At 45.3% G+C, this 14,437-nt stretch carries 15 protein-coding genes; all 15 read left to right on the forward strand.

Annotation, left to right across the window (positions count from 1 at the left end):
* Positions 1 to 189: 189 nt before the first annotated feature.
* Positions 190 to 1,866: a GMC family oxidoreductase gene (locus ACR64J_RS05620; protein ID WP_435950891.1), complete on the forward strand. Its 1,677-nt coding sequence runs from the start codon at positions 190 to 192 to the stop codon at positions 1,864 to 1,866.
* A gap of 157 nt (positions 1,867 to 2,023) precedes the next feature.
* A complete protein-coding gene (locus ACR64J_RS05625) occupies positions 2,024 to 2,485 on the forward strand; it encodes a methyltransferase family protein (protein ID WP_435950892.1) in 462 nt (153 codons plus the stop codon).
* A 35-nt stretch (positions 2,486 to 2,520) separates the two neighbouring features.
* A complete protein-coding gene (locus ACR64J_RS05630; protein WP_435950893.1) occupies positions 2,521 to 3,336 on the forward strand; it encodes a PhzF family phenazine biosynthesis protein in 816 nt (271 codons plus the stop codon).
* A 6-nt stretch (positions 3,337 to 3,342) separates the two neighbouring features.
* The gene (locus tag ACR64J_RS05635; protein ID WP_317199357.1) at positions 3,343 to 3,675 is read left to right on the forward strand and encodes a YnfA family protein; all 333 of its coding nucleotides are present in this window, start codon (positions 3,343 to 3,345) and stop codon (positions 3,673 to 3,675) included.
* 195 nt (positions 3,676 to 3,870) lie between these two features.
* A complete protein-coding gene (locus tag ACR64J_RS05640; protein ID WP_317199358.1) occupies positions 3,871 to 4,503 on the forward strand; it encodes a 6-carboxytetrahydropterin synthase in 633 nt (210 codons plus the stop codon).
* Positions 4,503 to 5,003 (forward strand): tRNA (adenosine(37)-N6)-threonylcarbamoyltransferase complex ATPase subunit type 1 TsaE, encoded by a 501-nt coding sequence (gene tsaE / locus ACR64J_RS05645; protein ID WP_435950894.1) that lies wholly within the window; start codon positions 4,503 to 4,505, stop codon positions 5,001 to 5,003. Before ACR64J_RS05640 ends, tsaE begins: the two co-directional genes overlap by 1 nt.
* Positions 5,004 to 5,076: 73 nt before the next feature.
* Complete coding sequence (mutL, locus tag ACR64J_RS05650; RefSeq protein WP_435950895.1) at positions 5,077 to 6,801, forward strand: DNA mismatch repair endonuclease MutL; 1,725 nt, start codon at positions 5,077 to 5,079, stop codon at positions 6,799 to 6,801.
* A 32-nt stretch (positions 6,802 to 6,833) separates the two neighbouring features.
* The gene (gene miaA, locus ACR64J_RS05655; protein WP_435950896.1) at positions 6,834 to 7,919 is read left to right on the forward strand and encodes a tRNA (adenosine(37)-N6)-dimethylallyltransferase MiaA; all 1,086 of its coding nucleotides are present in this window, start codon (positions 6,834 to 6,836) and stop codon (positions 7,917 to 7,919) included.
* A gap of 299 nt (positions 7,920 to 8,218) precedes the next feature.
* Positions 8,219 to 8,758: an RNA chaperone Hfq gene (gene hfq / locus ACR64J_RS05660; protein WP_435950897.1), complete on the forward strand. Its 540-nt coding sequence runs from the start codon at positions 8,219 to 8,221 to the stop codon at positions 8,756 to 8,758.
* A 252-nt stretch (positions 8,759 to 9,010) separates the two neighbouring features.
* Positions 9,011 to 9,994 carry a KpsF/GutQ family sugar-phosphate isomerase gene (locus ACR64J_RS05665; protein ID WP_435950898.1) on the forward strand — a complete coding sequence of 328 codons (984 nt, stop codon included), beginning with the start codon at positions 9,011 to 9,013 and terminating at the stop codon, positions 9,992 to 9,994.
* Between the two features lie 77 nt (positions 9,995 to 10,071).
* Complete coding sequence (locus tag ACR64J_RS05670; RefSeq protein ID WP_435950899.1) at positions 10,072 to 10,632, forward strand: KdsC family phosphatase; 561 nt, start codon at positions 10,072 to 10,074, stop codon at positions 10,630 to 10,632.
* On the forward strand, positions 10,629 to 11,210 hold the full coding sequence (lptC, locus tag ACR64J_RS05675) for an LPS export ABC transporter periplasmic protein LptC (RefSeq protein ID WP_435950900.1): 582 nt from the start codon (positions 10,629 to 10,631) through the stop codon (positions 11,208 to 11,210). Before ACR64J_RS05670 ends, lptC begins: the two co-directional genes overlap by 4 nt.
* Positions 11,211 to 11,370: 160 nt before the next feature.
* Complete coding sequence (gene lptA / locus ACR64J_RS05680; RefSeq protein WP_317199474.1) at positions 11,371 to 11,859, forward strand: lipopolysaccharide transport periplasmic protein LptA; 489 nt, start codon at positions 11,371 to 11,373, stop codon at positions 11,857 to 11,859.
* A gap of 128 nt (positions 11,860 to 11,987) precedes the next feature.
* On the forward strand, positions 11,988 to 12,698 hold the full coding sequence (gene lptB, locus ACR64J_RS05685; RefSeq protein ID WP_317199475.1) for an LPS export ABC transporter ATP-binding protein: 711 nt from the start codon (positions 11,988 to 11,990) through the stop codon (positions 12,696 to 12,698).
* A 172-nt stretch (positions 12,699 to 12,870) separates the two neighbouring features.
* On the forward strand, positions 12,871 to 14,319 hold the full coding sequence (gene radA, locus ACR64J_RS05690; protein WP_317199365.1) for a DNA repair protein RadA: 1,449 nt from the start codon (positions 12,871 to 12,873) through the stop codon (positions 14,317 to 14,319).
* Positions 14,320 to 14,437: the final 118 nt, after the last annotated feature.

Genomic DNA, 14,437 nt, shown 5'->3' on the forward strand with positions numbered 1-14,437 from the left:
TACGTTTTAGGCATTTAGAAAAAGCCCGTCTAATTTCTCAACAAGAGAGTTAGATGGGCTTTTTTTATGTTCTATATTTTTTGTTAAATTTTCCTACTCATAATCTACTGATAATAAATTCTGCTATAGTTAAGCGACAGTATGGTGTTGTTTGACACCTGCTACTCATAAGCAAGGAGCGCTTAACTCATGGAATTTGACTACATAATTATCGGTGGCGGCTCAGCAGGCTGCGTTATGGCAAGCCGTTTATCAGAAGACCCTAATATCACTGTTTGTCTGCTCGAGTTCGGCGGCGACGGCAAAGACTTGGCAGTACGCGTGCCAGCTGGTGTCATCGTTATGATGCGTGACAAACCGACCAAGATTAACAACTGGTGCTTTGATACCGTGCCGCAAACGCACTTGAACAATCGCACCGGCTACCAGCCACGTGGACAATGCTTGGGCGGATCTTCTGCTATCAACGCTATGGTCTACACGCGTGGTAACGCCAAAGATTATGATCGCTGGGAGCAGGATGGCTGCGCAGGGTGGGGCTACGATGATATGCTGCCATACTTTAAAAAAGCTGAGAACAATGTACATGGCGGTAGTGAGCATCATGGCGATAGTGGACCACTCCACGTGTCAGAATTGGTGAGTCCTCGTCCAATATCGACCTCTTTTGTTGATGCCTGTATTGCCAATGGATTAGACGCCAACAACGACTTTAATGGCACCAAACAAGATGGGGCAGGTCTTTATCAAGTCACCCATTTTCATGGAGAAAAACAAGGCCAGCGCTGCTCAGCGGCCGCCGCGTACATCCATCCTTTTGAAGATAGAGAAAACCTGACGATTATGACGGGTGCGCGCGTCACTAGTATCTTGACTGAAAATAAGCGAGCGATAGGCGTGGCTTATGATAAGCATGGTGAACATTATACCGCCACCGCCCGATCTGAAGTTATTTTATCAGCTGGTGCATTTGGTTCACCACAGATACTCATGCTATCAGGTATCGGTCCAAAAGATCATCTAGAAGAGCTCGGTATCGAGGTGGTACATGATTCGCCAAATGTCGGTGAGAACTTACAAGATCACTTAGATGTGGTCTTTGATTACAAGGTAAATACCAAAGATGTTATCGGTATTGGCTTTGGAACGGTGCCTATGATGATGTCAGCGATTGGGGAGTGGAGAAAAAAAGGTACTGGCATACTGACCACCAACTACGCAGAAGCGGGCGCGTTCTTTAATGCAACAGAGGCGACACCAACTGATTGGCCAGATACGCAGTTGCACTTTGTCATCTCGCGCGTCATTAATCACGGCCGTGAGGTCAAATGGGGTTATGGTATCTCTGTCCATAGCTGCTATTTACGTCCTGAGAGTCGCGGTACGGTTAAATTGGCCTCAACCGATGCTAGTGTCGCACCCCTTATAGACCCCAACTATTTGTCACATGAAAAGGATGTTGAATTTATGATGGCAGGGGCCAAACGTACGCGGGAGATTATGGAGGAGGCCCCCCTTGCCAAGTTCATCACCGAAGATTACGCCGCGCCTTATCTGGAAAAAGATGGGCTGCTTGGCTACATTCAAAACAGATCTGATACTATCTATCATCCTGTAGGGACTTGCCGTATGGGTGCAGATGAGCTATCCGTCGTCGACACTGATCTCAAGGTCAGAGGGATAGAGAACCTGCGCGTGATTGATGCCTCTATTATGCCGACCCTGATCAGTGCCAACACTAATGCGCCAACCATCGCTATCGCTGAAAAGATAGCGGATCAAATGAAATCTGAGCGCACTAGTAGTGGAACCGTACCGACCGAGATTAACAATTATGCTAAAGCGGAGCACGTAGCGGCGGTATAGTATTCCCGTAATGTTTTGATTTATACAAAGCTTCTTGGTGCTTTAGTGCTAAGAAGTTTTTATGTTTTGGTAACGATATATTTAAGACAGCATGATTTATATAAAACGTTTAGCACTCAAACTATAACTGTGGTTTTACATTGAAGGTAGACTTGTTATGCGCTTTTTAGAGCTTAAAGTACCACCTGTAGTACAAGTTGTTGTCTCAGCCGCTGCTATGTATGGCGTCTCTAAAGTTGCGCCAAGTTTGCAGTTCTCAATTGAAGGCTCAACCATGATAGCAGTTGGCTTAGGCGCTATAGGGTTAGGATTAGGCGTTTTAGGAGTTGCACAGTTTAAAAAAGCGCAAACTACAGTCAACCCGCATGCTCCTAATAATGCCAGCCAATTGGTGACCAATGGCATTTATCGATACACGCGTAATCCTATGTATGTCGGATTGACTCTAGTCTTGTTAGGCTGGGCATTTTATTTATCCCATTATTTGGCGTTTATAATCCTGCCTGTCTTTGTTATCTACATGACACGCTTTCAGATTGAGCCTGAGGAGCGCGCGATGACACGGTTATTTGGCACAGCGTATCAAAGTTATAGAGCCAAAGTTCGGCGCTGGATTTAATGCTATTTGATAACAAATGTAGGAGTGAGACTAGTATGCAACTTGAGATCAACGTAGTAGATGCTTTTACCGATGAGCTATTCAAGGGTAACTCAGCGGCTGTGATTATTACCGAAAATTGGCTAGCGGACGAGCTAATGCAGTCCATTGCTACTGAGAACAATTTATCTGAGACTGCGTTTTTAGTGGCGGGTAGCACAGCGGATACTTATCACATTCGTTGGTTTTCACCGCTGACTGAGATTGCCTTTTGTGGTCACGCGACTTTGGCGTCGGCTTTTATATTGTTTAATAAATATCCTATTTTAAAAACCATTCGTTTATCAGCAAGAGCTATCGGTATGATGACCGTGATACAAACTGACAACGGTAAAATACAGATGAATTTTCCCAATGCCAAACCTATTGAATGTGAGGATATTCCTGAGAGTTTACTGGCAGGGTTGTCCATCGCGCCTGCTGAGGTCTATAAAAATGCTCAAGCTTATTTTGTCGTTTATCATTTTGAATCTGATGTCCTAAACGTGGTTCGTGATAACGATAAATTAAAGCAGCTAGCGCCTTTGGATGTGGTCGTGACTTGTCAGACTCAGTCAAAGCAGTTTAAAGATTTCGATTTTATCTCTAGATATTTTTGGCCTGCCAATGGCGGTGATGAAGACCCAGTGACAGGTTCAATCCATACAGGACTGGCGCCATTGTGGGCAGATCGTTTGGGTAAAAACGAATTGGTTGCTTATCAAGCATCAAAGCGGGGCGGGGTAGTATATTGTGAGGTTGCAAGCGATAGAGTTTTGATTTCAGGCAACGCCGTTCAGTACTTAACGGGATTTATTACGATTAAGGAGTAATGGGGTTTGACTGAATTAAAGACGCTTGGTCTTTTTGCGCTGACCGCATTGGCTGAAATTGTGGGTTGCTACCTACCTTATCTTTGGCTACGAGAGGGTAAGAGTGTTTGGCTGCTTATTCCTGGTGTGCTGAGTTTGGCGGCCTTTGTCTGGCTATTGACTCTACATCCGACTGCGGTAGGTAGAGTTTACGCAGCTTACGGCGGAGTGTATGTGGTTATGGCGATTTTATGGTTATGGACTGTGAACGGTATCAGACCCACCACATGGGATGTATTAGGGTCTGCGATTGCACTATTAGGAATGGCGATCATTATGTTTGCGCCACGAAGCAGTTAAAAGGTTTATTTATCGAATCATTATGTTAAAGGTGGCAAAACTTCGACATCAGTGTTTGTTTTTATGCTACCTAGACCTTGTTAATAAGCGCTTACTTACGGATGCAGAGCAATTTGCTATAATAGATACTAAATTTGGCACCCTCTTTTCGTTATCTTGGCTGACAGGATAACGTTTCTTATTTGGTTGATATCTATGCGTATTCGTAAACTTTTTAAATTTGAAAATGCTCATATCGTGCGTAACTGTAGCTCTGAGCGCTGCAAGCACTCCATCCATGGGCACAGTTATCAGATTGAGCTCATACTTGAGGCCCAGCGTCTTGATCAAGGCCAGATGGTCTATGATTTTGGCCTATTAAAATCATCTATCAAAGATATTATTGACAGCTTTGATCATGCCATTTGTTTTTGGAATCAAGACGATCCTGAGTATATCGAGGCATGCAAAAAATTTAGTGCACGCTGGATTAGTTTGCCCGTGTCACCATCAGCTGAGCAGTTCTCGCGGGTCATATTCTTTTGGGCGCAATCAATCCTAGCGCAGACGCAAATGCAAAACGGCGAGGCGGATGTGAGCGTTTATTCCGTCATTGCGCACGAGACGGCGACAGGTTACGCGCAGTGCTTTGCCGATGATGTCGCCAACGCGCAGATGGGTGAGCTACGACTTGAGGACTTTGAATTTAGTGAACAAGTGCAAAGCGAATGGCATGATTCCAAGCTTTATGCCAAACTGATTAAAGGCGAGCGCTTTATCAATCCTACGGTATTGATGCAAGTGGATACCAAAGTTCAAGTGGATAGTAAAGAGACAGGCAGCCATTGATGAGTGATATTCATACAGCAACTTTGACTTTACATTCTGAGGACGACACTCAGCGTTTGGCTGAGCAATTAGCGACGCTACCGCTCACGGGCAGCGTCTGGTTATCAGGTGATTTGGGCGCGGGCAAGACGACATTGACGCGCTATTGGCTGCAAGCACTTGGCCATGATGGCGCGGTTAAAAGTCCCACTTATACTTTGGTTGAGCCGTATCAAATCGAGCAAGCGGACGGCTTTATCAAATCGGTCTATCATGCCGACCTTTATCGTTTGCAAGACCCTGAGGAGCTCTCCTTTATCGGTTTTGATGAGTATCTCGATGAGCCAAATGCTTTGGTTATCATTGAATGGGCGAGCCGCGCTGATAGCTATTTGCCGCCGCCTGTATTGTTTATAGATATGACTCAAAGTGATACCAATCAAGACAGCCGAAAGGCTGCGCTGCGCTTATCTAAAGCAGGGCAGGCGCAAGGGCTAGAGCTATCAGCCATTGGCCTTTAACCCGTATCCTATCTAGCTCTTAATCTTTTCAATTAATTTCCAAAGTTTAAAATGGATCTCTAAAGCTTTTACTATGTCAGATAACCGCTTAAGCACACGTATCAAAAAGCTATCACCACTGCTCATTAACCAACTAGCAGCAGGTGAGGTCGTCACGCGCCCAGCCGCTGTGGTTAAGGAGTTACTTGAGAACGCTGTCGATGCGGGTGCTACTCATATTGAGGTGTGCATCACTCAAGGCGGTATGGGCATGATAGAAGTCATTGATAACGGCAGTGGCATTCATCCTGATGATATGATCATGGCGGTTACGCGTCATGCGACGAGCAAAGTGGCTGATATTGCCAATTTGCATGGTATCAGCACGCTTGGGTTTCGCGGTGAAGCGCTGGCGGCAACGGCTGCGGTGTCGCGGCTCACATTGAGCAGTAGTCATGATGACAGTGGTATCGGTCGGCAGTTGCAAGTAGCAGGCGTATTAGCTGATACGCCCAAACTTATGCCAGTGGTGCATCAGCGCGGTACAACGATTACCGTCAAAGACCTCTACTTTAATGTTCCTGCGCGGCGCAGTGATATAAAGTCGCTAGCTACTGAATTTATGCATATTGAAACTATTGTCCGCGAGGTGGCTATCGCCTGCGCCGATATAACACTGACGCTTTATCACGATCAAAAAAAGCGCTTACATCTAGGTGCTAGTACTATCGATAGCGGTATTGAGTACACTATTGGTAATCTACTGCCGCTGCCAAGATTGGAGCAAGCTCTAGGCATATCGCTTAAGGATCAAGCGCTAGAGATACGAGTCGATTTGAGCAATCTGGTGTCGCAATCGAGTACCAAATCTGAGCACATAGCAGATGACAAAAGGCTCAGCGAGGCAAAAATCAGTGGCTGGATTTGGCCCAATCAAGATAAGACGGCAGGTCTGCCTAAGCTACTATATGTCAATGGGCGTTTGATCAAAGACTCGCTGATTAGTAATCAGCTCAAGCAAATTGCATCAAGTGCAGGGTGCGATAGCATTCACTATGCGCTGTATTTTGAGCTGCCTTGTGAGTGGTTAAATCTCAATGTGCATCCGACCAAGCAGCGGATTAAGATTAGTCCTTTGAACAATATACTTGCGCATTTAGGTCATGTGGTTCAAACGACATTGAGCCGATTGCCACCACCTAACGCTCTAGCAACTAATCTGTCTACAATGAACAACTCAGCTAATACCAAACCATTTTCACAGTCCGCTTATTTGGTACAAGCACCTATAGATCAATATAGCGCATCGCCTACTATCAATAATAATCCTGTTATAAATCATGATTATCCATTAGCAAAAACGAATATTTATGATGACGATAGTGATACATCATTAAGTGTTGATAATCAGAGTATCGATCTGGCAGTACATTTAGATAAACGTATGAGTTTGCCACTGTGTTTGGAGGTCATTCATGATGCAAAGGATAATTGGCAGTTTGAAGATAACGACGACAAGACATTGCCTTGGCTGCTCTTGTTTCATCAAGGTCAGTTGCTACTCATTAGCGAGCAAGACTGGTATACGCATATCAATGCTCTATTTGATTCAAACTGGTTTACCCGTTCAGATTCTATCAGTACAGCAGACACCATCAATCAGCATCTAAACCAAGTTGCTAAGCAGATAGCAGCGCCAGATCTGCACGCATTTGTCGTAGATATTGATTATATACTTAAGTCTTTTGCCATCAGGGCTATCAACACCTCACATCTGCTTACGCTATTATTAGCAGCTCCTACAACGTCGCTCCAATAGCATTAATAGTATTTTTAATCACAAGGTTGTCCATGTCATCGTCCTTTTCTAGTTCATCGTCTAAGCTTAATGATAATAGCGTCATCTGCTTAATGGCGCCGACTGCGAGCGGCAAAACCGCATTAGCGTATGAGCTGTATGATACCAAGCGTTTTGAGCTAATTTCGGTTGATTCAGCGCTTATATACCGTGATATGAACATCGGCACCGCAAAACCTACTAATGAGGAGCTCACCCATTATCCGCATCACTTAGTGAATATTATCGATCCGACGCAAAGCTATAGTGTCGCCGAGTTTGTAGATGACGTGGCGCAACTCATCGCTCGCTGCCATCAACATGGCAAAATCCCTGTGTTAGTAGGCGGCACGATGATGTATTACATGGCGCTGCTAGAAGGGCTCTCTGATATACCCGATAGCAGCGATGTGACACGTGCACAGGTCGAAAAGTGGCGACAAGATGCAGGCATAAAAGTGTTATATGAGTATTTGGCTAAAATAGACCCCGTTAGTCATCAGCGCCTAAAACCCAATGACACTCAGCGTATTACGCGAGCAATTGAGATTTACGAGCAGACCCATATCCCGCTTAGTGAGTGGCAACGCAAACCTAAACTAGCATTAGCGCACAACGAGCAGCAGAACTGGCATGCCTTATTTGTCCTGCCAGATCGTCCTTGGCTGCATCAGCGTATCGCTCAGCGCTTAGATGTCATGTGGAATGAGGGACTGGTTGATGAGGTCATCGACCTATTAGAGCGTTATACGTTGACGCCTGATATGCCATCGATGCGCTGCGTGGGCTATCGGCAAGTGCTTGAGTATCTGGTACACACCAAACACCCTGTATTCAAGCTACCGCATTTAGACCTTGAGTTATTCTATAAAACTTTTGCGGCGCAGACTGACAACGCTTCAACTCAACAAGCGTTTGCCTACAAGCAGATGCAAGACAAATCTCTGTATGCCACTCGTCAGTTGGCAAAACGTCAATACACTTGGCTGCGTAAACTTACGCAATTATCTACTGCTAGCGCTCTAGATAAACCAGATAGTCTTATTCAAAACCAGACCTTCGCGACTATGACGCAGGCAAGAGAGTATTTCTTATCATAAACAATGCATGCGATGTCAAACGGTTAACCATACATAAAGGAATCAATCACAATAAGTTGCAAAATCTAAAATAGATAGCTGTTATAATTTAGGAGTGGTAATCAATACTGCGTAAAAAGACTATAATAAACAAGTAGTTAACAGAATTGTTTACTGTCATAAAAGTAATCGTTTAAGCTTGCGTAGATACATTTAATAAATATTTGTAGTACTAAATCTAAAAATTGTAGTATTAGAACTCATAGTATTAAAACCGATAACGACTATTAAAAATAATTATATTATCTAGGAGAGACCTCATGTCAAAAGGACAAACCTTACAAGATCCGTTTTTGAACTCACTACGTAAAGACCGCATTCCTGTGTCAATTTTTTTGGTAAATGGTATTAAATTACAAGGCCAAATAGAATCATTTGATCAATATGTTGTACTGCTAAAGAATACTGTCAGTCAAATGGTGTACAAACACGCTATCTCAACAGTCGTACCTGCGCGTAACCCTAGAGGGACAACGACTACAGGAACCACCGCAAGTGGCGCCTCAAGTACTGGATACCAAGGTGGCGGCGCAAGTAGTGGCTTTGAGCGTAGTAACAGTAATACTGGCGCTGCTAATCCTAGTGGCGGTTTTGAAGATCGCGGTTTTGCCTCAAATCGTAGCGGCTTTAATCGTGGCGGCTTTAGCCAAGGTCAAGATCGCGGCTTTGAGCGTGGTAACTTCGGTCAGGGTCAAGATCGTGGTTTTGAGCGAGGAGGCTTTGGTCAAGATCGTGGTTTTGAAAATTCACCTCAAGATACCAGTAGTGATGATAAAAACGATGACGCTAGTGATAGCTAATTGATATCATAATAACTTCTCAAAGACCTACTACTAAGTAGGTCTTTTTGCATCAAGGTAGGACTTAATAAGGTTTTGTACGGCCAGTTAGCTGTTTATAAAAGTATTGCTAACGATGATTTACTACATATGAGTAGAATATAGTAAGATAGATAACTCTTTTAAAAAAGTCCTTTTAGAGATAGTGACTTATAAAGATAGTAACTTACAAAAACAGTGACTTATAAAATTTGACAGGCATTGAGCGAATATATGACTAACAATACCACGCACGCGCAATTTATCAACGCTGCTATTGAGGCGATTAATACTGAAAAATCAGCGCTGACTTTGTTGGCAGAACAAATAGATTCGAGATTTGCACAGGCCTGCGACGTTATTTTAGCCTCTCAAGGCCGCGTGGTAGTAACGGGCATGGGTAAGTCGGGTCTGATTGGCCGTAAGATAGCGGCGACCTTTGCCTCGACAGGTACGCCTGCGTTCTTTATGCATCCAGGTGAGGCCGGTCATGGCGATCTAGGTATGCTAGTGCAAGGCGATGTCTTGCTTGCCATCTCAAACTCTGGCGAGTCAGATGAGATTAAGATGCTATTACCTGTGGTCAAGCGTTTGGGCATTCCGCTCATTAGTATTAGCCGCGACCATAGAGGTATGTTGCCACGTGCCGCTGATATCATTCTGACCCTTGGTAAGTCACAAGAAGCTTGTCCGCTCAATTTAGCACCTACTTCGAGCACGACTGCCACTTTGGCGCTCGGTGATGCCCTAGCAGTGGCTTTGGTTCATGCGCGCAACTTTACCTCAGAGGACTTTGCCTTATCACATCCTGCAGGCGCGCTGGGTCGCCAATTGCTAACGCGAGTAGAGGATTTGATGCATACCTCAATTGATCAATTGCCACTCGTCAATCAGCAATCAGTGCTACGTGAAGCGCTATTTACGATGACTCACGGACGCTTGGGTATGACAGTAGTGACTGATGATGAGCAAAAGGTCGTCGGTATATTCACCGATGGCGATTTGCGCCGCGTGCTTGAGCGGGGTCTTGATTTATCCGTACCTATACATGAGGTGATGACGACAAATCCACGCCAGGTTAGCAAAACTATGCGCGCCTCAGACGCTCTTAGCGTTATGAATGAGAAGGGTATTAGTCAGCTGTTAGTCATGGACGATGATGATCATTTGCAAGCCATTATAACGGTTCATGATTTGTTGCAAGCTGGGGTCAAATAAAGAAGTATTTTTTCAATACTTATTGAGCTACAAGACTTATTGAGCTATAAGATTCATTGAACTATGAGAGACAGATTATGCAAGATCTAACAAAAAAAGCAGGCCAAGTTAAACTCCTCATAATGGACGTAGATGGTATTTTGTCTAATGGACAAATTATCTATGACGCCAATGGTATTGAGACTAAAGCATTTTCGGTACAAGATGGCGTTGGAGTCAAATCGCTATCACGCTATGGCATACTAACAGCCATTATCACAGGCCGTAGTAGCCCTATGGTAGACAAACGGGCAAAAGAGATGGGTGTTAAATATGTCGTACAGGGCCGTGATGATAAACTTGTGGCGTTAAATGAGCTACTTGATATGTTAGATCCTGCCCTTAATATTACGACCGCTGATTGCGCCTACATGGGTGATGATTTGCCAGATATCAAAGCCATGCAAACAGTAGGCTTTGCCGCGACGGTTCCCAATGCTCACTCAGAGGTGGTTAATCGTAGTGACATGGTGACAACGCGAACGGGTGGCACTGGCGCGGTACGTGAAGTCTGTGATCTCATTCTAAAAGGTCATGGACATTATCAGGACTTTATCGCGCACTATACATTAGATCAGACGCAGGATGATTTATCGTGAATACTCGTGTTCTTATTGTCCTAGCCCTTATTATCGCAGGCATTGCCGGTTGGTTTTTTCAGCAACAAGGGGAGATTACGCCGCCTGTTAATATTGAAGCGACTGATGTAGATTATGAGGCCACTGATATCAAAGCGGTGCAAACCAATAATGAGGGCGAAACAGAGTATGAGCTTAGCGCTGAGTCCTTGACCCATAATCCTAAGACCAATCAAGATGAGATGTCTGGGATCACTATGAATTGGCAGCCCTCTGATGAGCAGCGCTATCTGATTGAAGCAGGTAGCGCCGCTATCAATCAGCAAAGTGGTGATCTACGTTTAGGTGGCGGTTTTAGCTTGGTGAGCGAAGAAAAAAGCACCTCTGATATCGAACCCATCAAGGTCACAGGTCAAACACTCATGGGTAATACTAAAACGCGCCAAGTCTATAGCAATGAGCCTGTCAAGGTCGAGCAGGGCATGAACCGCTTTAGCGCCTCAAGCATGACTGCTAATCTTGAAACCGGCGAGTATGAGTTTGGTCAAGTAGCAGTAACTTTTACCCCGTCTGAGCGTCAAGATAAAGCGCTGTTTTAGAACCTTAATGCAATAATGTAAAAATGCAATGATGTGACACTTTACTAAGGCATTTGCAACGACAATAACAAGAGACCCTTTTATGAATAATAAACAGCACGCTTTGTACGCGTCTTCGATCGCTATAACACAAGTCTTGTATGGCGTCCGCGCTTTACCTATGATTATGCTTTTAGCTTTGCCTTTATACAGTCATGCCTTGCCATCAGATGCCAATCAGCCGATCAAGCTACTCGCAGATAAGGCCACTTATAGCGAGCGTACTGGGGTCACTAGCTACTCAGGTAACGTCATTATTACCCAAGGCACGCTCAAACTAACTGCTGATGATATTACGGTTAATCTATCAGAGCAGCGTAGTATCAATTCAGCGGTGGCTACAGGTCGACCTGCGACGATGCAACAAGTGATCACTGCTGATAAAGGTCTGGCAAAAGGCCAAGGTAACAAGATCGATTACAACGCGGTAACTGGTATTATTACTTTAACTGGTAATGCTAAGCTCAATCAAAACGGGGCTAGCTTTGCAGGTAACGTCATTCGCTACAGCCTAAAGGCGGGCGATGTTGAGGCCACCGCTGGCAATAGCCAACGCGTTGAGCTGATACTACCGCCAAACAATAACACCAGTCAGCGCGGCGTGCGCTAGTAGGCTGATATCTAAACCTTACGTCCTTTGAGTCTGAGTACTATATGAATAATACACTTGCCGACAACGCATCGATTAAGTCGCTAGTTCAATCGCCTACAAGCTTAGCACCACACGCGCGCTTAGTGATGCAGAACCTTGGCAAGCGCTACGGCAAGCGCTGGGTGGTAAAAGACGTCTCATTCTCAGTGGAGCAAGGACAGGTCGTTGGACTTTTGGGCCCAAATGGCGCGGGCAAGACTACCAGCTTTTATATGGTGGTGGGTTTGGTCAACATGGATAAAGGCCGCGTGACTTTAGGTAAGATGGACTTGTCCAAATACGCTATGCATGAGCGTGCGCGTGCGGGTATCGGTTATTTGCCGCAAGAGGCGTCTATATTTCGCAAATTATCTATCGAAGATAACATCCTCTCAATTCTGCAAACGCGCAGTGAATTAAGTGCCAGCGAGCAGCGCTTAGAGCTTGAAAAACTGATCAAAGAGTTCCATCTAGAAGGGGTGCGCAGCTCTCTTGGTATGAGCGTGTCAGGCGGTGAACGTCGTCGCTGCGAGATTGCTCGAGCACTGGCGGCTAATCCTAAATTTATCTTATTAGATGAGCCTTTTGCTGGCGTTGATCCGATCTCAGTCGGTGATATCAAAGATGTGATTTTAGCACTCAAAAATCGTGGTATCGGCGTATTAATTACCGATCATAATGTCCGTGACACGCTTGCTATCTGCGAAAAGGCTTATATTGTCTCTGAAGGCGCTATTATCGCTGAGGGTACCTCAGATGAGGTATTGAACAATGAGCTGGTTAAAGAGATATATTTAGGTAAAGACTTTAGAGTCTAATGGATGCCTTTGTGACCATTAGCCCTATAACCATCGACTTCGTATAGTCATCTTCTATAAAGACGCTTATTTAGCCGTCTGATTCTATTTATTAAAGCTCCCCGTTCATGCTAACTGACATTCGTACGCTACCACGTACGACTTAAAGTAAGCTAAATAAGGCTTATCCTTTATGGCAAAAAACAAAAGCAGCTATGTCTGTCAAGGTTGCGGCGCGCATTTTGGTAAATGGGCAGGTCAGTGTTCTGACTGCTCAGAGTGGAACAGTTTGGTCGAAGCACCAAATGTTAGTATGCCGCATCACAACAAAGCTAGCGCAAAAAGTGCGCCTCGAGCCGCGCCGCGCCATCCCCCTAATGGTACGACCACTGGCGGCAACTATTCAGGGACTCATAGCGCAGTGATGCCGCTCAATGCGGTCAGTGTGACGCTAGATACGCGTCTGCCTACTGGTATAAGTGAGTTTGATCGCGTACTTGGCGGCGGCTTAGTAGCAGGGTCGGTAGTGCTTATCGGCGGCGATCCTGGTATCGGTAAGTCAACTATTTTGCTTCAGACAGCGACCAATATGGCGCGTGCTGACTCATTAGCAGGTAGCGCGTTATACGTCACAGGCGAGGAGTCCTTAGCGCAAGTGGCTATGCGTGCCAAACGCTTAGAGCTACCCGCAGATCGTCTTCGAGTGCTCGCTGAGACCAATGTCGAGACGATATGCGCCGCGCTCACTCAAGAGCAGCCAGCTATCGCAATCATCGACTCTATACAGACTATTTACACCGACGCGATCAATTCAGCACCAGGTGGCGTAAGCCAAATCCGCGAGTCGGCAGCGATCTTAACTCGTTATGCTAAGCAGACAGGCACAGCGCTATTCTTAGTCGGTCACGTAACCAAAGAAGGCACGCTGGCAGGGCCACGTGTGCTTGAGCATATGGTTGATACGGTACTGTACTTTGAAGGTCAGTCTGATTCGCGCTTTCGGATGATACGCGCGGTCAAAAATCGTTTTGGCGCGGTCAATGAGCTGGGTATCTTTGGTATGACTGATATGGGGCTTAAGGAAGTGGCGAACCCATCAGCGATATTTTTGAGCCGTTACGATAAGCCTGTAGCAGGCTCTGTGGTCATGGTGAGCCGTGAGGGTACGCGTCCGCTGCTGGTTGAGGTGCAAGCGCTGGTTGATGACTCACAAGGGCAGCCAAGGCGTATGGCGCTAGGCTTGGACTTTCAGCGCTTATCTATGCTGCTTGCGGTCATGCATCGACATGGCGGTATTCATACTAGTGGGCAAGATGTGTATGTCAACGTCGTCGGCGGTGTCAAAGTCATAGAGACAGGTTCTGATTTGGCAGTACTACTCGCTTGCGCCTCTAGCATCAAAGAGCGCGCTTTGCCTTCCTCATTAGCGGTATTTGGGGAGGTGGGGTTATCAGGTGAGATACGTCCAGTACCTAATGGTCAAGAGCGCTTAAAAGAAGCGATGAAGCATGGCTTTAAGCATGCTATCGTGCCAAAAGCCAATGCGCCTGCCAAGAACTCGCCTCAGTTTAAGGGCATCAATGTGATTGCCGTTGAGCGTCTTGATGACGCTATCCAAAATGCTTTTGAGATAGATGACTAGGTTAATGGTTCTAATCAAGCATAAAACTTAAGCAAAAAAACGCCTCATTCATTAATGAGGCGTTTTTTATGGGCAGTACTTAACCATTAGTCAATACTTAGCAATTAGATGATGTATT

The sequence above is a fragment of the Psychrobacter sp. DM8 genome, from assembly GCF_051307025.1.
GTDB lineage: Bacteria > Pseudomonadota > Gammaproteobacteria > Pseudomonadales > Moraxellaceae > Psychrobacter.